Source organism: Arthrobacter sp. 05N425 (genome assembly GCF_056397125.1).
Window position 1 is genome coordinate 439,662 of sequence record NZ_JBFTMU010000001.1, and the last position, 19,106, is coordinate 458,767.

Annotated in this window: 21 protein-coding genes; 14 read left to right on the top strand and 7 right to left on the bottom strand. The window is 67.9% G+C overall.

Going from position 1 to position 19,106, the window contains the following annotated elements; all coding sequences use genetic code 11:
- Window positions 1-111 precede the first annotated feature (111 nt).
- On the bottom strand, window positions 112-3,657 hold the full coding sequence (locus tag AC1DGE_RS02000; RefSeq protein ID WP_476916790.1) for a DNA polymerase III subunit alpha: 3,546 nt from the start codon (window positions 3,655-3,657) through the stop codon (window positions 112-114).
- Window positions 3,654-3,983: a DUF6504 family protein gene (locus tag AC1DGE_RS02005; RefSeq protein WP_476916791.1), complete on the bottom strand. Its 330-nt coding sequence runs from the start codon at window positions 3,981-3,983 to the stop codon at window positions 3,654-3,656. Before AC1DGE_RS02005 ends, AC1DGE_RS02000 begins: the two co-directional genes overlap by 4 nt.
- Window positions 3,984-4,128: 145 nt before the next feature.
- Here AC1DGE_RS02005 and AC1DGE_RS02010 point away from each other — a divergent pair, with 145 nt between their 5' ends.
- The gene (locus tag AC1DGE_RS02010; protein WP_441417674.1) at window positions 4,129-4,515 is read left to right on the top strand and encodes a hypothetical protein; all 387 of its coding nucleotides are present in this window, start codon (window positions 4,129-4,131) and stop codon (window positions 4,513-4,515) included.
- A gap of 15 nt (window positions 4,516-4,530) precedes the next feature.
- Here the strand turns inward: AC1DGE_RS02010 and AC1DGE_RS02015 are convergent, their stop codons facing one another.
- A complete protein-coding gene (locus AC1DGE_RS02015; RefSeq protein ID WP_476916890.1) occupies window positions 4,531-4,857 on the bottom strand; it encodes a chorismate mutase in 327 nt (108 codons plus the stop codon).
- A 14-nt stretch (window positions 4,858-4,871) separates the two neighbouring features.
- Between AC1DGE_RS02015 and AC1DGE_RS02020 the strand changes: the two genes are divergently transcribed.
- Window positions 4,872-5,294: a VOC family protein gene (locus AC1DGE_RS02020; protein WP_441417673.1), complete on the top strand. Its 423-nt coding sequence runs from the start codon at window positions 4,872-4,874 to the stop codon at window positions 5,292-5,294.
- On the opposite strand, the gene AC1DGE_RS02025 is transcribed toward AC1DGE_RS02020, so the two are convergent.
- Both AC1DGE_RS02025 and AC1DGE_RS02030 read right to left on the bottom strand, forming a co-directional pair.
- Complete coding sequence (locus tag AC1DGE_RS02025; protein ID WP_476916792.1) at window positions 5,291-6,442, bottom strand: hypothetical protein; 1,152 nt, start codon at window positions 6,440-6,442, stop codon at window positions 5,291-5,293. The genes AC1DGE_RS02020 and AC1DGE_RS02025 overlap by 4 nt on opposite strands.
- 206 nt (window positions 6,443-6,648) lie before the next feature.
- On the bottom strand, window positions 6,649-7,395 hold the full coding sequence (locus AC1DGE_RS02030) for an SOS response-associated peptidase (RefSeq protein ID WP_441417671.1): 747 nt from the start codon (window positions 7,393-7,395) through the stop codon (window positions 6,649-6,651).
- Window positions 7,396-7,554: 159 nt separating this feature from the next.
- Between AC1DGE_RS02030 and AC1DGE_RS02035 the strand changes: the two genes are divergently transcribed.
- The 4 genes from AC1DGE_RS02035 (at window position 7,555) to AC1DGE_RS02050 (ending at window position 10,290) form a co-directional block, all read left to right on the top strand.
- Window positions 7,555-7,812 (top strand): mycoredoxin, encoded by a 258-nt coding sequence (locus tag AC1DGE_RS02035; protein WP_056739948.1) that lies wholly within the window; start codon window positions 7,555-7,557, stop codon window positions 7,810-7,812.
- 115 nt (window positions 7,813-7,927) lie between these two features.
- Window positions 7,928-9,013 (top strand): S-(hydroxymethyl)mycothiol dehydrogenase, encoded by a 1,086-nt coding sequence (locus AC1DGE_RS02040; RefSeq protein WP_476916793.1) that lies wholly within the window; start codon window positions 7,928-7,930, stop codon window positions 9,011-9,013.
- Window positions 9,010-9,657 carry an MBL fold metallo-hydrolase gene (locus AC1DGE_RS02045; protein WP_476916794.1) on the top strand — a complete coding sequence of 216 codons (648 nt, stop codon included), beginning with the start codon at window positions 9,010-9,012 and terminating at the stop codon, window positions 9,655-9,657. The genes AC1DGE_RS02040 and AC1DGE_RS02045 overlap by 4 nt, the downstream gene beginning before the upstream one ends.
- A gap of 126 nt (window positions 9,658-9,783) precedes the next feature.
- Window positions 9,784-10,290, top strand: coding sequence for a DinB family protein (locus AC1DGE_RS02050; protein ID WP_476916795.1), 507 nt, complete (start codon window positions 9,784-9,786; stop codon window positions 10,288-10,290).
- Here AC1DGE_RS02050 and AC1DGE_RS02055 read toward each other — a convergent pair.
- The gene (locus AC1DGE_RS02055) at window positions 10,287-11,036 is read right to left on the bottom strand and encodes a lipoate--protein ligase family protein (protein ID WP_476908849.1); all 750 of its coding nucleotides are present in this window, start codon (window positions 11,034-11,036) and stop codon (window positions 10,287-10,289) included. The genes AC1DGE_RS02050 and AC1DGE_RS02055 overlap by 4 nt on opposite strands.
- A 16-nt stretch (window positions 11,037-11,052) precedes the next feature.
- Here AC1DGE_RS02055 and AC1DGE_RS02060 point away from each other — a divergent pair, with 16 nt between their 5' ends.
- Complete coding sequence (locus tag AC1DGE_RS02060) at window positions 11,053-11,436, top strand: DUF2177 family protein (RefSeq protein WP_476916796.1); 384 nt, start codon at window positions 11,053-11,055, stop codon at window positions 11,434-11,436.
- A gap of 29 nt (window positions 11,437-11,465) precedes the next feature.
- Here the strand turns inward: AC1DGE_RS02060 and AC1DGE_RS02065 are convergent, their stop codons facing one another.
- Window positions 11,466-12,269, bottom strand: a complete 804-nt coding sequence (locus AC1DGE_RS02065; RefSeq protein WP_441417667.1) for a thioesterase family protein — start codon at window positions 12,267-12,269, stop codon at window positions 11,466-11,468.
- Window positions 12,270-12,474: 205 nt separating this feature from the next.
- Between AC1DGE_RS02065 and AC1DGE_RS02070 the strand changes: the two genes are divergently transcribed.
- The 7 genes from AC1DGE_RS02070 to AC1DGE_RS02100 all read left to right on the top strand — a co-directional run bounded on the left by AC1DGE_RS02070 (window position 12,475) and on the right by AC1DGE_RS02100 (window position 19,085).
- A complete protein-coding gene (locus tag AC1DGE_RS02070) occupies window positions 12,475-13,182 on the top strand; it encodes an endonuclease/exonuclease/phosphatase family protein (protein WP_441417875.1) in 708 nt (235 codons plus the stop codon).
- Between the two features lie 135 nt (window positions 13,183-13,317).
- The gene (locus AC1DGE_RS02075) at window positions 13,318-14,592 is read left to right on the top strand and encodes an alkaline phosphatase family protein (protein ID WP_476908767.1); all 1,275 of its coding nucleotides are present in this window, start codon (window positions 13,318-13,320) and stop codon (window positions 14,590-14,592) included.
- The gene (locus tag AC1DGE_RS02080) at window positions 14,589-15,773 is read left to right on the top strand and encodes an alkaline phosphatase family protein (protein WP_476916797.1); all 1,185 of its coding nucleotides are present in this window, start codon (window positions 14,589-14,591) and stop codon (window positions 15,771-15,773) included. The genes AC1DGE_RS02075 and AC1DGE_RS02080 overlap by 4 nt, the downstream gene beginning before the upstream one ends.
- 98 nt (window positions 15,774-15,871) lie before the next feature.
- Window positions 15,872-16,633, top strand: a complete 762-nt coding sequence (locus AC1DGE_RS02085; RefSeq protein ID WP_476892441.1) for a phosphatase PAP2 family protein — start codon at window positions 15,872-15,874, stop codon at window positions 16,631-16,633.
- A gap of 10 nt (window positions 16,634-16,643) precedes the next feature.
- Entirely contained in the window at window positions 16,644-17,402 is a 759-nt protein-coding gene (locus tag AC1DGE_RS02090) for a DedA family protein (RefSeq protein WP_476892440.1), read from the top strand.
- A gap of 5 nt (window positions 17,403-17,407) precedes the next feature.
- Window positions 17,408-18,082 (top strand): response regulator transcription factor, encoded by a 675-nt coding sequence (locus AC1DGE_RS02095; RefSeq protein WP_476892439.1) that lies wholly within the window; start codon window positions 17,408-17,410, stop codon window positions 18,080-18,082.
- A gap of 7 nt (window positions 18,083-18,089) precedes the next feature.
- A complete protein-coding gene (locus AC1DGE_RS02100; RefSeq protein ID WP_476892438.1) occupies window positions 18,090-19,085 on the top strand; it encodes a sensor histidine kinase in 996 nt (331 codons plus the stop codon).
- Window positions 19,086-19,106: the final 21 nt, after the last annotated feature.

A 19,106-nucleotide genomic window follows, 5' to 3' on the forward strand; every position in this document is an offset into this window, starting at 1 on the left:
CTTCGTAGCTTGTGGCGTACGGGGACCACAGCCAGCCTCGTCCATGCTATCGGGTTCCGGATAGGCCAACCAACGCGGCAGGCCGCCGGCCGACAGGCGTTTTGCCGCCGCTTAGCCGGAGAACCCGGTGATGGCCAGGGTCCGGCGGATCCCGTCCAGCGGGCCCTGGACCGGGTGCTCAGGACGGCCCTGCGCGGGGGCGGCAGCTCCGCCGGCGCCAGGCTCGGCAGCAGCCGTCCGGTTGGCGGCGGGCGCCGGGAAGGGCAGCGTCTCGGTCCGACTGAGGTCCCAGGCCATCGAGGCGCTGATGCTGATGCCCCGCGGCCCGGTCCGCCGGGTGGTACCGCGGATCAACAGCAGCCGGGTGCCGAACAGCAGCGGTCCGGACTGTTCCTGGGCCTCATGGAAGAAGACCGAGTCCACGCAGCCGGTGCCGTCATCGATGCTGATGAACACCACCCGCCTGCCACCGCGCATCGGCGGGGTCTGGGTGGCCACCCGCACCCCGGCCACCAGCACCTCGGTACCGTTGCGCAGTCCCAGCAGCTTGTCCGCCGTCGTAACGCCCAGCCGGTCCAGCAAGGGGCGGTGGCTGTCCATCAGGTGACCGCTGACATCCAGGGCCAACAGGTCCAGTTCGGCGCGCACGGTTTCCACCAGCGTAGGGGCCGGCAGGCCGCCCTTCAGGTTCCTGAGCTCGACGTCGCCCAGCGGCAAGGCCAACTGCCCCTCGATGACCTCGACCCCCTTGCGCTGCGGCCTGCCCTGCAGCTGCTGCAGGTGCTGGACCAGGTCGGCCCGGTTGGCGGTGCTGCCGGAGGAGCGGTGCAGCGAGTCGAAGGCGCCCAGTTGCGCCAGGCGCTGGATGCTCGGCTTGCTGAGCCGGGTGCGGGCACGCAGGTCCGCGAGGGAATCATAGGGCTGGCCGGCCACAATCCGTTTCAGCTCGGCCCCGGAAAGCCCGAAAATGCCGTTCAGGCTCAGCCGGATGCCGAGCTTGCCCCGGTCCGGGCCGGTGTCCACCCGTTCCACCCGGTATTCGGCGTGGCTGCGGTTGATGTCCAGCGGCAGGATGGGGATCCCCAGCCGCCGGGCTTCGGCCACCAGCAGCCGCTTGGGGTACATCCCCGGGTCGTGTTCCCAGAGCCCGGCCAGGAAGGCTTCGGGGTGGTGGGTCTTGAGCCAGGCCGACTGGTAGGTGGGCACGGCGAAGGCGGCGCCGTGGGCCTTGCAAAAACCGAAGCTGCCAAAGGCTTTCAGCGTCCCCCAGACCTTGTCCACCACCTCGGGGGTGTAGTTCCGGGCCCGGGCTTCGCGGCGGAAGAAATCCTCCACCCGGCCCTCGAGCACCTCGTTGCCGAGGGCCCGCCGGAATTCATCGGCCCGGGCCAGCCCGCAGCCGGTCATGACGTCGAAGGTTTTGAGGATCTGCTCATGGAAGACGGTGACGCCGTGCGTCTCCTGCAGCACCGGCTTGAGGTCCGGGTGCGGGTAGACCTCCGGCGCGAAGCCGTGCCGGTGTTCCAGGAAGGGCCGGACCATGTCCGACTTCATCGGCCCCGGCCGGAACAGCGAGATGTCGATGATGAGGTCGTTGAATTCCCGGGGCGCCAGCTTGCCGATAAGTTCCCGCTGGCCCGGGGATTCGATCTGGAAGCAGCCCAGAGTGTGGGTGCTGCGGATCAGCTCATAGGTGGGTTCGTCGTCGAGCGGGACGGCGTTGAGGTCGATGCGGCCGTCGGCTGCGATGTAGTCCGGGCCGGCGCCGTCCGGGCCTGCGGGGTGGCGGCCGGCCGCCACCACCWCGGCCTTGGACGGGTGCAGCCGGATCACCTCCCGGACCGCGAACGCCATGGCACTCTGCATCCGGACGCCAAGGACATCGAGCTTGAGCATGCCCATCGGATCCATGTCGTGCTTGTCGAACTGGCTCATCGGCAGGCCCAGGCCGCTGGGCTGCACGGGGGTGCGGTCCAGCAGTGTCGCATCGCCCAGGATGACCCCGCAGGGGTGCATCGAGATGTGCCGCGGCAGCCGGTCCAGCCGTTCGGTCAGGTCCACCAACAGGTCCAGTTGCTGGTTTTCGGTGAAGTCCCGCTGCTCCACCCGGCCGGCGAATTCCTTCAGCTCCGGCTTCTCCACCAGGGCCTCACGGAAGTTCCGGGCCGAAAACCGCCACAGCTGTTTGGCGATCTCGTCGATGTCGCCGCCGTCCATGCCAAGGGCCAGGCCGGCGTCGCGGACGGCCCCGCGGGCGCGGTAGCCGTTCTGCATGCTCATCAGCGTGACGCGTTCGGAGCCGAAGCGCTCAAAGATCCTCCGGTAGACGTTGTGCCTTTCGGCGCTTTCGACGTCGATGTCGATGTCCGGCAGGGTGGCGCGGTCCCGGGACAGGAATCGTTCAAAGATGAGGTCGTGCTGCAGCGGGTTGACCTGGCTGACATCGATCAGGAAATTGACCAGGCTGGAGGCGCCCGAGCCGCGGGCTGCCGCCCGGACCCCCATGTCCAGGATCATCCGGGACACTTCGGCCACCGTCAGGAAATAGGAGGCAAAACCAAGACTGTCGATGATCCGCAGTTCGTGCTCCAGCCGGGCGCGCATTTCTTCGGCTGGCTTGCCGGCGATCCCGGGGAAGCGTCGGCTGATGCCGGCCTCGCAGCGCTGCGTGAGTTCCACGAGCGGGTCCCCCGCAATTCCGATCACCGAGGCCTCCGGGACCACGGGCTGCTTCCATCCCATGTCCGTGACCGGATCCATCCGGCAGCGGTCCGCGAGCGCCTCGGTGTGTGCCAGCAGGCTCTTGAGGTCCGCGGCGCCGTAGCCGGCGGCGTGCATGATTTCCTGGCCCAGCCGCAGCATCTGCGCGGAGGATTTCAGCCAGGCCTGCCCGTTGGGTTGCAGCTGCGGCGCGGCGGAGAGCTCGGGCAGGGATTTCAGTGTCCGGGCGGAGTCCAGCACGTCCGCCGTCGCGGCACCGTCCTCGGCACAGTAGCGCACGGCGTTGCTCAGCACCGCGGGGACTGCGTGTTCCGCGGCGAGCTTGAGCATTCGCACCGCGTGGGCCGTGCTCAGCGGCTCGCCGGGCGGGCTGAGCTGCGAGACGACCTCAGCGGCGAGAGTTCCCGCCGGCATGGCGTCCAGCCAGCGCTTGAAGAACGTGCGGGGCCGGAGGTAGCGCCGGCCGCCCATCGCGCGGCCGACATCGGAGTCCGGGCCGATCAGCACGGTCAGCACCGGTTCGAGGGTCTGCGGGTCGAGGGCACGGGAGGCCAGTTCCGCCCTGGTCACGGCGACGGGCACCATTCCTCCGGCCCTGCCCGTGGTGCGGGCGTGGGCGTCGGAGACCAGCCGGCACAGCGCCCGGTAGCCGGCGCCGCGGTTGTGCCCGTGCGCCAGTACGACGACGCGGCCGCCGAGCTGGGTGCGGAGGTCGCCGTCGTCGTCGAAGACTGCCAGGTCCACCCCCACGACTGGGTCAAGCCCTGCCGCCATGCAGGCTTTCAGGTGCTTGACCGTGCCGTAAAGCCCGTCACGGTCCGTGCAGGCGAGCGCCGTGGCCCCGTCCGCGGCGGCGGCAGCAGCCAGTTCCTCCGGCCAGGACACCCCGTAATGGGCGCTGAAGGCGGTGGCAACGTGCAGGTGGGTGAAGCTCATGCCGACTCGGGCTTCCTGATAGTGCGCAGGGCATCGTGGATCCGCAGCAGCCGCCAGCGACCGCTGCCCAGATGTCGGCTCAGGTCCAGGGTGAGGGTGTCCTCCGGGTTACCGGCGTCCCGGACCTGGATCCGCCAGATCTCGTGGTCCACCAGTCCCGGGCCGCTGCCCAGCGGAGCCCGCTGCTCCTCGGCCCACCACTGCCGCCGCTCAAACCAGCGGACCGGTTCGGCGCAGACGTCGTAGTGCCGGCCGCCCCAGTCAAGGGACAGCGGCTGGCCGGACGGGGTGCACGCGACGTCCACCGACTCGCTGAACATCCCCATGGTGCCTCCCGGAATACGCTGACCTCTGGCAAGAATCTTGAGAGGGTATTCGAATATATCTTCGAACAATTCAAGTCTACGCCGGGCCCGGGACAAAACCTAGATGGGGGTGGACGGACGCAAGCGCAGGTAGCAGGATTGAGCTATGAGCTCCCATAGCGCACTCCTGAAGCACGTAAGCATCGCCGCCAAGGATTCAACCTTGGTGGCGAAGTTCGATATAGACGGGAATATCCCGAGTTCCGGGGCCTATGTGGTGGGGCTCGTGGCGGCCACCCCGGACCATTCGCACCAGCGCCGGATGGAAATCGAGTTCATGAACGGCGAGGCAGTTTCTTTCTTCTGTTTCAGCCATGACGGCACGGAAGAGAACTTCGACCTCAAGGGTGTGGAGCACTCCGGCAACACCATCACCGGCAACTTTCCGCTTAGCACGGTGATGGGGCTGGCCAAGGGCCATCTGATGACGGCCTACAGCGATTGTGAGGGCCGGGAGTACCAGGCCAACGTGCCCGTCGAAGAGTCGCTCTAGCTGAGTCGACCAGCCCTAGCTGGAGGCTTTGTAGACGTCCAGCTCAAGCCGGATGAAGGAATCGATCATGGCCCGGTAGGTCTGTTCGACGATCTCGGTGTCGATGTCCTTCTGCTCAGCCGTCGCCTTGACGTGTTCTAGGACCCGCTCCACGCGGCCGGGCGCCCGCACCTCGGCACTGTCCGCCTTCAGGGTGCCGGCAATCCGGATGAGCCGTTCGCGCCGGCCGATCAGCGCGACGATCTGCTCGTCCACCTCGTCGACCGCCACCCGCACGGCGGCGAGTTGTTCCTTATCGGCCTGGGCGTCTTTGGCGTCACGGTGATGTGTGGACATGTGCATGACAGTATCGAACGATGCAACCACGAGTCGACTTCATCTCATTGGGTGTCCGCAGCGTTGACGCCTCGCGCCGCTTCTACGTGGAGGGCCTCGGGTGGCCGGTCCACCGGGAGGTTTCCGGCGAGGTGCTCTTCCTGCAGGTCAACCACGGGCTTATCCTCTCGCTCTGGGACGCCGGGCAGATGCAGGCCGAGGCCGCCACCGATCCCCCGGCCGGCATCCCCTGCATCACCCTGAGCCACAACGTGGGCAGCGCTGACGAGGTGGACCAGGCGATGCGCCAGGCGGAGGCCGCCGGCGCCGTCGTCGTGGCCGCGCCGAAGACCCAGCCCTGGGGCGGCTATACGGGCTACTTCGCGGACCCGGACGGTTTCCGCTGGGAGGTCGCCTTCAACCCCACTTGGACGGTCGACGCCGGCGGCAAGGTCACGGTCTAGTCGCCGCCGATGACCTGGCTCGAAAACACTTCTGCAGACGGGCCGCCCGCTGCGACGAATTCTTTCAAAAGGGCAAGCCCCACTGAAAGCGGCAGGGAGAGTCTTCCCCGGTACTGGGGCTCGAGCATTGTTTCCGGCGACGATCCCCATTCGCTCGGTTCACCCACAAGCCTGGTGAATGTCCGTCCGCGAACGAACGGTCTCTCGAGTTTCCCCGTCATCCGCTGTTCCAGAACGTGCGAGTCCACGGAGAGCAAACTCAATGTCATGAGTTCGGGACGCGCCGCCTTTTCAAGCCAGCGTCCGAAGCCTAGGAAGTAGCTCTCTTGGATCTCACTGGCCAGAACTCCAGCTTCTTCCTGCAACTCACGGTTGGCCCCGTTGGCCGCCAGTTCCGCCAAGGGAAGCGAAGCGCGGCCCTGAAAATCCTTGGGCTCCAGCGCACCCGAGCCACTCGGAGCCAACTGACCGCCGCTGTTTAGGTTATGAATTCCTTGATCCACTATGAGCAGCTTGCCATCGCTCGTGAATGCCATGACTGAGGTCCCAACCACGTTTACAAGCCATGAGTCGTGGAAGTCCCTGAGCGCCCCGCGTCGGGTAATGAAAAGCCTTCGTCCGTGGTCTTCGGTGAAACGACCGGCCTGGCTTACGTCGTGGAGCGCAAGCTGGTCCGTTGCGATGTGCTGAAAGTAGGTTGCGGGCTGAAAATCTATCCAGCGAGGCAGCTCAGACGCAGCCGGCCCTACCCCAACGTTCGAGTTCCATCCAAGGATAGGCCCGTCAAAGACATGCCTAACTTTGATCTTGTCGTCGAGAAAGCGTTGGCCGAGGGCGCTCAGGGACGGGGGCATCGTGAAGGGTTTGGATTCCAGTCGCGCCACCAGTCCGTCCTGTATGGCCGAGCTCACCAAGTTGTCCGAGAGGAAGGATCCGTGCGGGAACTTGCGATAGGTGAACCGGCCGTGGCTGCTAGTCGTCGGCACGAAACTTTCGAAGGAATCGCTAATGCGCGGTTCAAACACCGTCGAGGCAACGGAACGACGGTGGGCGCGCACCTCCATGTACAACAAGGCAAATGAGATTGCCGCCAGGAGCACGTTGATCCATTCCGGGATGGTAATCCATACGCCGAGAAGGCCCATCACAGCGAGTACGGTGCTTAGGATGATCCACCGCAGCCCACTCGCTTTTCGCCTTATTCGAAAGACCGCGGTAGCCGACTCACGACCCAAAATTGTCACCATTGCCCCCCATGGCAGAACCAGATTCTAATCGAGTCAAATGTACCTTTGTCTCGGCCCTGCAGAGCCAAACATGGCCGGGAACGGAGCCAAGCCTGCCGGCCCGTCCGCTAAAACAGGCTGCCGACCGGCTCGATCAGCTCCGGGGAGTCATTCTTGACGTTCCCGACGGCGGTGCCGACGGCGTCGATCCTCCAGCCCTCGGCGACGTCGTGCGCGCCGGCGCGGACCAGCCCGACCAGCGCGGCGGCGTCTTCCGCCTGCGGATCCAGCCAGGTCTCCATGGTCCTGCGGTCCATCGGCAGCGGGACGCGGTCGTGCAGGGCCGTCAGTTCCGCCAGCATGCCGTCCGCGTAGCCCTCCGGCGGAGAATCGGTGGTGAGGATCGACGTCGAGAGCAGCCAGCGCCCCGGGTCCCCCTCGGTCTTTGACGGGTCCTTCCACCATTCATAGAGGCCTGCGAAGACCACCGGGCTGCCGTCCTTTGGGTGCACGTAGTACGGCTGCTTGCCGCGGCCCTCGCCCTTCCACTCGTAATAGCCGTCGGCCGGAACGGCGCAGCGGCGGGTGCGGGTGGCCTTGCGGAAGGCCGGCTTCTCCAGCACGCTCTCGCTGCGGGCGTTGATCATCTTCGAGCCGATGCCGGGGTCCTTGGCCCAGGACGGCACCAGTCCCCAGCGGGCAATGTGGAGCTGCCGCACGGGTTCACCGTCCACCAGCCGCTCAAGCAGGATCGGCACGTCCGCGGTCGGCGCGACGTTCCAGGACGGCGGAATCACCACCTCTTCCTCGAGTTCGGCGTCGAATTCTGCCAGCAGGTCCCCGACGGCCCGGGCCATCACGTAGCGTCCACACATGGCACCAGCATGCCACCGCGGGCCGCCCAGCGGGAATAGAGCAGGGAATAGCGGGCCCCGGGTTACCGTTATTGGGAGTGACATACGACTTTTGTCGGCAACGGCGATGCCACTCATCATCGCCAACCAGTGCCGTCAACCTGCCTTGAGGAGAACTTCGTGGACTTCACCCCCGATTCCGGCACCATCACCATGTTTTCGACCACCTGGTGCGGCTACTGCAACCGGCTGAAGAAGCAGCTGGACGCGCAGGGCATCGGATACACCGAGATCAACATCGAGGAAGTCGAAGGCACCGCCGAACTCGTGGAGCAGCTCAACGGAGGCAACCGCACCGTCCCCACCGTGCTCTTCCCGGACGGCACCGCCGCCACCAACCCCTCCGCGGCCGAGGTCAAGAGCCGCCTCGCGGCCTAACGCCACCTTTTCAGGACACCCCCAAACCACTTACGGCGCGGACTCCCGGCTCACCCCAGGGGCCCGCGCCGTGCCGCTTCCCGCCACGGAAGCGGTGATGAAAGGAGCCAACCCCATGGTCCACGAAGTCAAAGGCGCAGTAGTCCGTTCCAAGAACGCACCCGTCACCCTGGAGACCGTCCTGGTCCCTGACCCCGGACCCGGCGAGGCCCTGGTGGACATCCTCACCTGCGGTGTCTGCCACACCGACCTGCACTACAAGCAGGGCGCCATTAACGACGACTTCCCGTTCCTGCTCGGCCATGAGGCCACCGGCGTGGTTAGCGCCGTCGGCCCCGACGTCACCGAGGTGGCCCCCGGCGACCGGGTGGTGCTGAACTGGCGAGCCGTCTGCGGCGAGTGCCGGGCGTGCCGCCGCGGCGAGCCGCAGTACTGCTTCAACACGCACAACGCGACGCAGAAGATGACGCTGGCGGACGGCACCGAGCTCACCGCCGCGCTCGGCATCGGCGCCTTCGCCGAGAAGACCCTCGTCGCCGCCGGCCAGTGCACCAAGGTGGACCCCGACGCCGACCCCGCCGCGATCGGCCTGCTCGGCTGCGGCGTCATGGCGGGCCTCGGCGCCGCGATCAACACCGGCAACGTCCAGCGCGGTGATTCCGTCGCCGTGATCGGCTGCGGCGGCGTGGGCGTGGCGGCCGTCGCCGGTGCCGCGCTCGCCGGTGCCACCACCGTCATCGCGGTGGACATCGACGCCAAAAAGCTCGAACGTGCCAAGGAACTCGGCGCCACCCACACGGTGGACTCTTCCGCCGTCGACCCGGTGGAGGCGATCCGCGAACTGACCGGCGGTTTCGGCGCCGACGTCGTGATCGACGCCGTGGGACGGCCCGAGACGTACAAGCAGGCCTTCTATGCCCGCGACCTCGCCGGCACCGTGGTCCTCGTGGGTGTCCCCAGCCCGGACATGACCCTGGAACTGCCGCTGCTGGACGTGTTCGGCCGGGGCGGCTCGCTGAAGTCCTCCTGGTACGGCGACTGCCTGCCGTCGCGCGACTTCCCCATGCTTATCGACCTGTACCAGCAAGGCCGGCTGGACCTGGACGCCTTCGTCACGGAGCGGATCACCATCGACCAGATCGAAGACGCCTTCGAGAAGATGCACTCCGGGGCCGTCCTCCGCTCGGTGGTGGAACTGTGAGCGCCGGTTCCGGAACCGGACTGAGGATCGAGCGGCTGGTCACCTCGGGCACGTTTTCGCTCGACGGCGGCACCTGGGACGTGGACAACAACGTCTGGCTCGTCGGTAATGACCAGGAGTGCGTGGTGATCGATCCGGCCCACGACGCCGCCGCCATCGCGGCCGCCGTCGCCGGCCGGAAAGTCACAGCCATCCTGCTCACCCACGGCCACGACGACCACATCGCCGCGGTGGGCGAGTTCCGCGGCCTGGTCAACGCGCCGGTCTACCTCAACCGGAACGATTGGATGCTCTGGGACCGGGTCTTCCCGGGAACCGAGCCGGATCACGGCATCGACGACGGCGACACCTTCGACGTCGGCGGCGCGCGGCTGGTGGCGCTCCACACCCCGGGCCACTCGCCCGGCTCCGTGAGCTTCTACCTGGCCGCCGAGGGCACGGTCTTCACCGGCGACACGCTCTTCCAGGGCGGCCCGGGCGCCACCGGCCGGTCCTTCAGCGACTTCCCCACCATTGTCGAGTCGATCAAGTCCAGGTTGCTGACGCTTCCCGCGGACACGGTGGTCCGCACCGGCCATGGGGACTCGACCAGTGTGGGCGCCGAAGCGCCGCAACTTGGGGATTGGATCGCGCGGGGGCACTGACGTCCCGGTGTTCCGTCAGGGGCTGGCCCCGTCCGAAGTCGCGGACGGGGCCAGCCCATGGTGGGGGTGGATGCGGTAAGGGCAGGCCTGCGGGCGCCCGGCGGCAGGGTATTAGGCTGTGGACCCATGAGCACATTCCCCAGCATGGATCCCGGCATCTTCGCGGCCGACCTTCGGGCGCAGTTCGACGCCTTCCTGGACGAGCACCGGACCTCACTGCACGACTGCCTGGATGGGATGAGCGAGCACGAGGCCCGGGCCTCCCTGGTCCCCTCGCGCACCACGCTGCTGGGGCTGGTCAAGCACGCCACGTTCGTGGAAAAGGTCTGGTTCGACGAAGCCATCACGCGCCGTAGCCGCCAGGAGATCGGCATACCAGCCACCCCGGACGAGTCCTTCATCCTGGACGACGGCGACACCATCGCAAGCGTCCAGGCCGCGTACCGGCTGGCCTGCGCTGAGTCGCGCGAAAGGACCCGGCCGCTGGGGCTGGACGACCTGGTCACCGGAAACCGGCGCGGGCCGCTCCCGCTGCGGTGGGTGTATCTGCACATGCTCCGGGAACTCGCCCAGCACTGCGGGCACGCCGACATCCTGCGCGAGCAACTCCTCGCGGCGCGCGCCCCAGGCTAATCCAGCAGGCTGTCGAAGTCGCCGTAGTCCAGGGTGGCGTAGCGGCCGTACGCGCCCAGCACGGCGGCCTCGATAGCGTCCACGCCCAGGTGCGGGACAAGATCGTTGACCGCCCCCGCCGTCGCCGGGTCCCAGTCCAGGCCCAGGGCCGCGTAGCTGGCCTCGAGCACGGCCTTGATCGGCGCCGAGTTCTCCACGATGATCACCGAGCTGAACAGCCAGCCGCCGGAGACCACGCGCTGGGCGGTGCCAATGAGTTTGAGCCGGCGCTCAGGAGCCAGCGGGTCCTGGCCGTGCACGCTGAACTCGCCGGGGCAGTATTCGCCGGGGATCTCCCCGACGGCGGCCTCCACCCCGGCGTCGCGCAGTGCCTGCGCCAGCAGTTCGCCGAAGAAGGAAAAGCGTCCCTTCGCGCCCGCGATCGCATCGGCGTCCGGCTCGAGATGGTCGATCACCAGCGTTCCCCCGTGGTACGCGGCAGCCCGTCCGCCTGCCTTCCGGACCAACGGCTCGAACCCGAGCTCGCGGCAGGCCCGCGCCGCGGCGTCGAAGCCCGGCAGGTGCGTGTCACGCTGACCGAAGGCCACGGTGGGCGCGGGCCGGTAAAGCCGCAGCATGGGTCCCACCGCGCCGGTTTTCACCCGCTGCAGCAGCTCCAAGGCGAGGTCCAGATCCTCCGCGGCGCCGAGGGAGTGCTCCTGCCGGAACGCCGTCAGGCTCCGGGGTCCGGCCGCGGCCTGCTGCATGTTGTTATGCTCCCTTATGGTCATTCTGCAATTCCTAGTGGTAGCCGCCGCGTTCGCCGTCATCGACGCCGTCTGGCTCAAGTCGATGAACAAGTTCTACCGCCGGCATTTGGGCCACCTGATGGCCGACAAACCCCATCTAGGGTACGCCGTGGTGTTCTACCTGCTCTACATTGCCGGGATCGTCTTCTTCGCCCTCCGCCCGGCCCTCGACGGCGGCAGCTGGCTGACCGCGCTGGGATACGGCGCCGCCCTCGGCGGGTTCGCCTACGCCACTTACGACCTCACCAACGCCGCGACGCTGAAGAACTGGCCGCTGGCGATCGTCGTGGCGGACATCCTTTGGGGCGCGTTCCTGACCGGCCTGGCCACAACCGTCGGCTGGCTCGTCTTCCACTGACCGGACAGTTTCCCTGCCGGGGCACTCGACTAGCTTTTGCGCAGCGTCAGGATCTGCTCGGCCCGCCCGAAGGGGCCCTGCAGATCGTGCAGCACCGTGGAGGTCAGGCCGATGCCGTCCGTGCCGAAGGACACCTCGTTGTCCAGACCCAGCCACTCCCCCTCCGGGCGCCGGTACATGTGGATCTGCAGGTCCAAGTTGGGAAAGGCATAACTGCCCTTGCCCGGCGGAACCCGGGCGGCAATCCCGTTGGCTGTGTCCACGAGGCCGATCAGACGGGCCAGGTCGCTGCTGTCCGCCCGGTCCGTGAGCGGGTGGTCGGTGTGCAGCCAGACGGTCCCGGAGCCGGCGCGGTGGCCCTCGGCGATGCGCATCTTGAGCGAGGCGATGTACCCGCCCGGCCAGACCGTTGCGGCGTCATAGGGCTCACAGTCGTCCGGGGCCGGGATCCTCGGGTCTTCGAAGGCGGCAATGGCCGAGGTGTCGGAGGTGATCATGCGCCACGCCGTCGCCCGGATCGCCACGCGGCCGCCGGCCACGAGTTCGGCCTGCAGCAGTTCAATGGTCCGGCCCGGGCGCAGCGTGGTGGTGGTGACCTCAAATTCGCCGCCGGGGATGAGGCCCAGGATCTCGTAGCTGATCCGCGCCATCCGCATGTCGTCCCGCGGTTCGTGCCGGGCCAGGCAATCGGCCATGATGCCGGACGCCGGCGCCATGTGCTGTTCGTGCACGTTCCACGCGCCCTGGGCGTGGATGGTGGAGCGGAAACGCCCGTCCCCCAGCACCTCGTAGTAGAAATCGCCCTCGGCCAGCACGGGTAGTTCAGCAGTCAACGTCGACCCTTTCGCAGCAACAATCAGAGAATCCCAACCACCTTATCGCCTCGGGCCACCACCGCTTCAGCGCGCCATTGCGGCGGCGGTTCCACGGAGCGGCCCGGGCAGTCACCCGGCCAGTCTGGTCCCGTCCGATCCGCCGGACTGGGTAGACTCGGGAGCAGGTTTACCCCGACTATTGCGCGAAGAGGTGCTCCCCCTGATCCGAGTTATCAGCTACAACCTCCGCAAACACAAGGCCAGCGGCGAACTGGAGGCTTTGGCCAGCGGCTATGAGATCGATGCGCTCTGCCTCCAGGAGTGCGACACCGAAGACCTGCCCGAAACCATCGGCGACCTTCACCTCGCGGATGCCACGAGAGGCAACCGGCTGGGCCTGGCCATCTACTACCGCAAGGACCGTTTCACCGCGTACGAGACCAAGACGTTCGCCCTGAAGAAATCGATGCATGACCGGGTGCTGGCACCCGCGCACGAGCGGCTCATCGGCACCCGGGTGGTCGACAACGAGACGGACCACGACCTCGTCATCGCCTCCTTCCACGCGGCGCCCCTGACGGCGTCGAACTCGCTGCGCCGGAACCAGATCCACGCCGCGCACGCGGAACTGCTCAGCATGGGCGGCGGGCTGATGACACTCATGGTGGGCGACTTCAACTACCCGTTCTTCACCAAGTACCTCACGGAACAGATGAAGGACGCCGGCTACGAGCTCTCCCTCAGCGACCGGCGGACGTACACCCGGTACAAGGTCTTCAAGGGTCACTTCGACTTCGCCACGTCCCAGGGCCTCATGATCGAGAACGTCGAAACGCTGCCGCGCGGCGCCTCCGACCACCTGCCCATCCTGATCTCGGCCGAGTACGGCCAGAACGCGCCCGGGATGCCAGGCGGCACCGCGCCAGCCTGACCGTTGCCCGGCGGAAGTCCGGGGTCCTGCCCGGATTTCCGCGGCGGTACCGGACCGCCAACACACGGTGAACAGTTCGTGAACCAGCCCCGAAACGGGCCGGGGCCGTAACCTTTCCGTGATCTACTTCTGGGCGTGAACTTAACACGACGTAACTTCATGACCGCCGCCGGCACGGCCCTGGCCGCCAGCACCGCCACGGCCCTGGCCGCCGGCAACGCTTCCCGGGCCGCAGCCGCGGCGACGCTGCCTGCACCCGGTGCCTCCGGCATCGACCACATCATCGTGGTGATGATGGAGAACCGCTCCTTCGACCACTTCCTCGGCTGGATGCCGGGGGCCGACGGGAAACAGTCCGGGCTGAGCTTCACCGACCGCTACGGCATCCCGCACTCCACCCACCACCTGACAGACTTCCAGGGCTGCGGCCACCCGGACCCTGACCACTCCTACGAGGGCGGCCGGATCCAGTTCAACAACGGGAAGAACAACGGCTGGCTCCAGGCCGGGGAGAACGACGAGTTCGCCGTCGGATACTACGACGCCGCCGACCTGGACTTCTGGCGGCAGGCCGGCCCCGACTGGACGGTCTGCGACCAGTACTTCGCCGCGACCATGGCAGAGACCTACCCCAACCGGTTCTACCAGCACGCCGCAGCCACCGACCGGGTCCATAACTCCACGGTCACCAGCACCCTGCCGACCATCTGGGACCGGCTCGCCGCCGCAGGGGTATCCGGCAAGTACTACTACGGCGACATCCCCTTCACCGCGCTCTGGGGGGCCAAATACCAGGGCATCTCGCACCATTACTCCGAGTTCCTTACAGACTGCTCCGCCGGGACCCTGCCCGCGGTGTCCTTCGTGGACCCGCGGTTCACCGACGAGGGCTCCGGCACCTCGGGCGATGACCACCCGCACGCGGACATCCGCTCCGGCGAAACGTTCCTGGCCGAGGTTTACAACGCGGTCACCTCCGGTCCCGGCTGGGCCAACACCCTGCTGGTGGTCAACTACGACGAATGGGGCGGCTTCTACGACCACGTCGCACCGACGACGGCCCCGGACACCAGTGCCGCCACGGCCCTGCGCGGCTTCCGGGTCCCCTCCCTGGTGGTCTCTCCCCGCGCACGACGCCGCTACGTCGCCCACGACGTCTACGACCACACCTCGGTCCTCAAGGCCATCGAATGGCGCTGGAACCTCCCGCCACTGACGCCGCGGGACAGGGCCGCCCGCAACATCGCCGAAGTCCTGGACTTCGCCACACCGGCAAACCTGGCCGCGCCCAAATACCTTGTCCCGCCCTTCGTGGCCGGACCGGCCTGCACCCCCGTCGGCCCGCCGCCGGCCGAGGAATGGTCCGGACTGAAAGAGAAAGCACTCGCCGACGGATGGAAGCTCCCGTGAACCCCACCACCCCTACCGCATCCGCACCCCGGCCGCGTAGCCGCCGCACGCTCAAGCGCTTCGCCGCCGCCGCGCTGCTCGTACTGGCCGCCGCGGCGCTCAGCTACGGCCCCCATGCCGGCACGGCGGCCACGCCGGCCAACGCTGCCCCGGCCGGCACCACCGCCGGCCAGGGCTACCTGCCCGGGGCCCAGCACGTCTTCGTCATCAACCTTGAAAACAAGGGCTATGACAAGACCTGGGGCCCGGCGTCGGCAGCACCGTATCTCTCCCAAACGCTGCGCAGCCAGGGAGTCCTGCTGAACCAGTACTTCGGAACCGCGCACAACTCGCAGCCCAACTACGTGGCGCAGATTTCGGGGCAGGGACCGAACCCCCAGATGCAAGCCGACTGCCAGAGCTACACCCCCTTTGCCGGCAGCGGAACGGCCAGCCCGGGCCAGGCCGTCGGGGACGGCTGCGTCTTCCCGGCCAGCGTCCCCACCGTCGCCGGCCAGCTGACGGCCGCCGGGAAGACCTGGAAGGGGTACATGGAGGACATGGGCACCCCGTGCCGGCACCCGGCGCTCGGCGCCGTCGATGACACCCAGAAAGCCAAGGTTGGCGACCAGTACGCGGCGCGCCACAACCCGTTCGTATACTTCGCCGGGATCACCGGCTCGCCCGACTGCGCCAAGAACGACGTCGACCTGGCCGCCCTGAAGACGGACCTCGCCTCCGCCGCCACCACCCCGAACCTGTCCATGATCACTCCCAACCTCTGCCACGACGGACACGATTCCCCGTGCGTGGACGGGCAGCCGGGCGGCCTCGCCAGCGCCGACGAGTGGCTCAAGCAATGGGTTCCGGCCATCACCTCCTCCCCCGCGTTCAAGCAGGACGGGGTCCTGGTCATCACCTTCGACGAGTCCGACGGGCCGCAGAGCGACGCCAGCGCCTGCTGCGGCGAAGGCCCCGGGCCGAATGCGCCGCTGCCGGGCATCACCGGCATGGGCGGAGGCCGGGTCGGTGCCCTGGTCCTCTCGCCGTTCACCAAGGGCGGCACCTGGTCCACCACGCCGTACAACCACTACAGCCTGCTCGCCAGCATCGAAGACACCTTCGGGCTGCCCTACCTGGGCTATGCCGGGACACCGGGCCTGAACCGCTTCGGCCTGGACGTCTACAACGCCGGGTCCTAGGACACCCGCGGCCAGTTCTTAAGCGTTTCTTAAGAGCCCCGCGGAAGAGTTGATCAGGACGCGTGACCGCGCGCCGCCGACTCGAGCCGAAGGATTCCATGACTGGGCCCGCCACTGACGACCGCACTGCACCGTCCCGCCTGCCCGACAATCGGGCCGCTGCCGGACCAGGTTTTTGGACCCTCCCCCAGGCCAGGCACTGGCTGGTGGTGGGCGCGCTGCTGTGCGCGGCCGTCATCGCGCTGGGCCTGGCGGTGCAGCTGGTGCCCGGCGAAACCTCCGCCGAGCTGGGCGTGGACCAGGGTCTCAGCCGGCACCACGGCGCGGCGCTGACCGCCGTCGCGATGGGCATCAACGTATTGTTCGGTCCGCTGGTAGGGCTCATGCTGGTCGGCGTCGTCTCCGTTTACCTCTGGCTGGTCCGCCGTGACCTGGTCAAGGCCGTGGCCTTTGGCTTGGTCGCCTGCTCCGGCTGGGTGGCCAGCGAAGCCTTCAAGCTCCTCATCGCCCGGCAACGGCCGGATCCGAAGCTGCTCTTCGACCCGCTGGCGCCGGAGACGGGCTCCAACAGCTTCCCCTCGGGCCACGTCTCCTTCGCCGTCGCGCTCGCCTTCGCCCTGTATTTCCTGGCCCGCGGAACCCGCTGGTCCAAGGCCGCCGCCGTCGCGGGTGCGGCCATGGCGCTGGTCGTGGCCTGGTCGAGGCTCTATGTCGGCGTCCACTACCCCACCGACGTCGCGGCCAGCTTCCTGGCCGCGAGTGCCGCGGTGGTCCTGCTCACCGGACTGTGGAACCGGTTCGCGCCCCGGATCGTGGAGCGCCTGCCGGCCGCCCCATTCCTCCCTTCACACCGACCCTAAGGACGTGACCGTGCACAGCATCCTGTCTTCGGGACTGGCCCCTGCCCTGGCCGCCGCGGCCGGAACCCCCTCCCTGCTGGACCCGGCCAGCCTGCTCGCGGGGCTCGGACCGGCCGCGCTGGGCGTCATTGCCGCCATGGTGTTCGTTGAGTCCGGGGTCCTGTTCCCGTTCCTGCCCGGCGATTCCCTGCTCTTCACGGCGGGGCTGCTGCATCAGCAGCTGCACCTGACGTTGCCGGCGCTGATCGGCGTCGTGACCGGGGCCGCCATCGCCGGTGACCAGGTTGGCTACATGCTGGGACGCACCTTTGGCCGGAGATGGTTCAAGGATGACGCCAGGGTGCTGAAGACGGCCCACCTGACCACCACGGAGGACTTCTTCCGCCGCCACGGGGGCGCCGCCGTCGTGCTGGCCCGCTTCGTGCCGATGGTCAGGACCTTCGCGCCGCTCACCGCAGGCATCGGCCGCTATGGGTACAAGTCCTTCACCCTCTGGAACATCGTCGGAGCCCTCGCGTGGGCCACGTCCGTGACTTTGCTGGGCACCTGGCTGGGACACTACGAGATCATCGCCAAGAACATCGACGTCATCGCCGTTGTCATGGTCCTCGTCTCGGTGGTGCCCTGGGTGATCCAGTTCCTCAAGCGCCGGCGGAGCAACCGCCGCACCGCTGCTGCGGCCGCTCCGGACGAAGCAGCCGGTGTAGACGGAACTGGACACGACACGGCCGGGGGCGTGCTGGCCGGGAAGACCGCCACGGAAGAATAGGCTCCATGACCACCGCTGACCGGCCGTCCCTGCTGCTCGTCGAGGATGACCCCGTCCTGGGCCCGATGATCGCCGAGCTGCTGGAACCGGACTACCGGGTCCGGCTGGTCGCCAACGGCCAGGACGGCCTGCATCTGGGGCTGACGGAGCCCTGGGACGTCATGGTCATCGACCGGGGACTGCCCGTGATGGACGGGATCAGCGTGATCGCTGCCTTGCGGTCCAAGGGCATCGCCGCGCCGATCCTGATTCTGACGGCGCTGGGCGACCCGGACGAAAAGGTCCGGGGGCTCGACGCCGGCGCCAACGATTACGTCACCAAGCCGTTCGACGCCGGCGAACTGGCGGCACGGCTGCGCGCGCTGACGCGCACCTTCGCCCGGCCCGCCGGCCCGGTGAGCATCGGCGACTGGGAACTCGATCCGGCGTCGCGCTCGGTCCGCTCTGTGTACGGAGGCCAGGTGTCCCTCACCGCGAAGGAGGCCGAGGTGCTCGGGGCACTCGCCGCCGAGCCCGGCAGGGTCTTCACCCGTGACGAACTGCTTGCAGGCTTCTTCCACGCCACCGACCAGCCCGGCGTGATCGACACCTACGTCCACCACCTGCGCCGGAAGATCGCCAAGACCGTCATCCGCACCGTCCACGGCGTCGGCTACCAGATCGGCGACGCCAATGACTAGGAAGCCAATGACCAAGGAAACCGTGCCGGGGGGAACGCCGGACCAGTCCACCCTTCGCAGGGCCTCGCTCAAGGTGGCGGTGCGGATCAGCGCCGCCTGCGCGGTGATGGTGGTCTGCCTCCTCGCCGTCGCCGCCGTATATCTCATGAACAAACTGGCCCATCCGGAGTTGCCGCCCGCCGCGGCTGCCGGGACTTACGCCTACCTGGATTCCAGGGACCTGCTGGAGGCGATGATCATCGCCGGGGTGGCCGGAATCGCACTCGCCGGCCTCGTGGGCTGGCTCAGTGCCCGCAGCGCCATCCGCCCGCTGGGCGAGGCGCTGGCCCTGCAGCGCCGCTTCGTCCAGGACGCCAGCCACGAACTGCGCACGCCGCTGGCCATCCTGGACACTAGGATCCAGCTCGCGCAGCGCGATGCCGCGCCGGACTCCCAGCAGGGCCGGAACCTGGCCCGGATCCGCGAGGACGCGGCCACGCTGACCGGAATCGTCAACGAACTGCTGCTGGCCGCTACGGCCGCGGCACCCGATCCCGGCGCGGAGCCCGTCGAACTGGCCGAAGTCGCCGCTTCCGTCGCTGAGAGCCTCCAGCAGCTGGCGTCGGCGAACGGGGTGCGACTGGACTTCGCCGCTCTCGGCCGGCCACAGGCCAGGATTGAGCAGAACGCCCTGCGACGCGCGGTACTGGCGCTCGCGGACAACGCCCTCGCCCACACGCCGCCCGGCGGGCGCATCACCATTTCAACGGGTGCGGAGCAGGACCGGGCCGTCATTACCGTCGCAGACACGGGGACCGGGATCAGCGGCGTCGAGCAGGACCGGATCTTCGAGCGCTTCGTCAGGACCCCCAACGCCGACGGTGCCCGAAGCCAGCGCAGCTTCGGTATCGGTTTGTCCCTGGTCCGTGAGATTGCCATGGCCGCCGGCGGCACGGTTGAGGTGGCCCGCACCGGGGCCGAAGGAACCGTCATGAAGATCGTCCTTCCCGCCGCCGGGCGCTGACGCCGGGGCGCTGGCGTCTCA

Coding starts and splice junctions, on each gene's coding strand:
- AC1DGE_RS02060 (WP_476916796.1), top strand. CDS start 11,053: ATGGTCATTCTGCAATTCCTAGTGGTAGCCGCCGCGTTCGCCGTCATC.
- AC1DGE_RS02015 (WP_476916890.1), bottom strand. CDS start 4,857: ATGCACATGTCCACACATCACCGTGACGCCAAAGACGCCCAGGCCGAT.
- AC1DGE_RS02005 (WP_476916791.1), bottom strand. CDS start 3,983: ATGGGGATGTTCAGCGAGTCGGTGGACGTCGCGTGCACCCCGTCCGGC.
- AC1DGE_RS02020 (WP_441417673.1), top strand. CDS start 4,872: ATGCAACCACGAGTCGACTTCATCTCATTGGGTGTCCGCAGCGTTGAC.
- AC1DGE_RS02040 (WP_476916793.1), top strand. CDS start 7,928: ATGGTCCACGAAGTCAAAGGCGCAGTAGTCCGTTCCAAGAACGCACCC.
- AC1DGE_RS02100 (WP_476892438.1), top strand. CDS start 18,090: ATGACCAAGGAAACCGTGCCGGGGGGAACGCCGGACCAGTCCACCCTT.
- AC1DGE_RS02095 (WP_476892439.1), top strand. CDS start 17,408: ATGACCACCGCTGACCGGCCGTCCCTGCTGCTCGTCGAGGATGACCCC.
- AC1DGE_RS02010 (WP_441417674.1), top strand. CDS start 4,129: ATGAGCTCCCATAGCGCACTCCTGAAGCACGTAAGCATCGCCGCCAAG.
- AC1DGE_RS02030 (WP_441417671.1), bottom strand. CDS start 7,395: ATGTGTGGACGCTACGTGATGGCCCGGGCCGTCGGGGACCTGCTGGCA.
- AC1DGE_RS02085 (WP_476892441.1), top strand. CDS start 15,872: ATGACTGGGCCCGCCACTGACGACCGCACTGCACCGTCCCGCCTGCCC.
- AC1DGE_RS02055 (WP_476908849.1), bottom strand. CDS start 11,036: ATGCAGCAGGCCGCGGCCGGACCCCGGAGCCTGACGGCGTTCCGGCAG.
- AC1DGE_RS02050 (WP_476916795.1), top strand. CDS start 9,784: ATGAGCACATTCCCCAGCATGGATCCCGGCATCTTCGCGGCCGACCTT.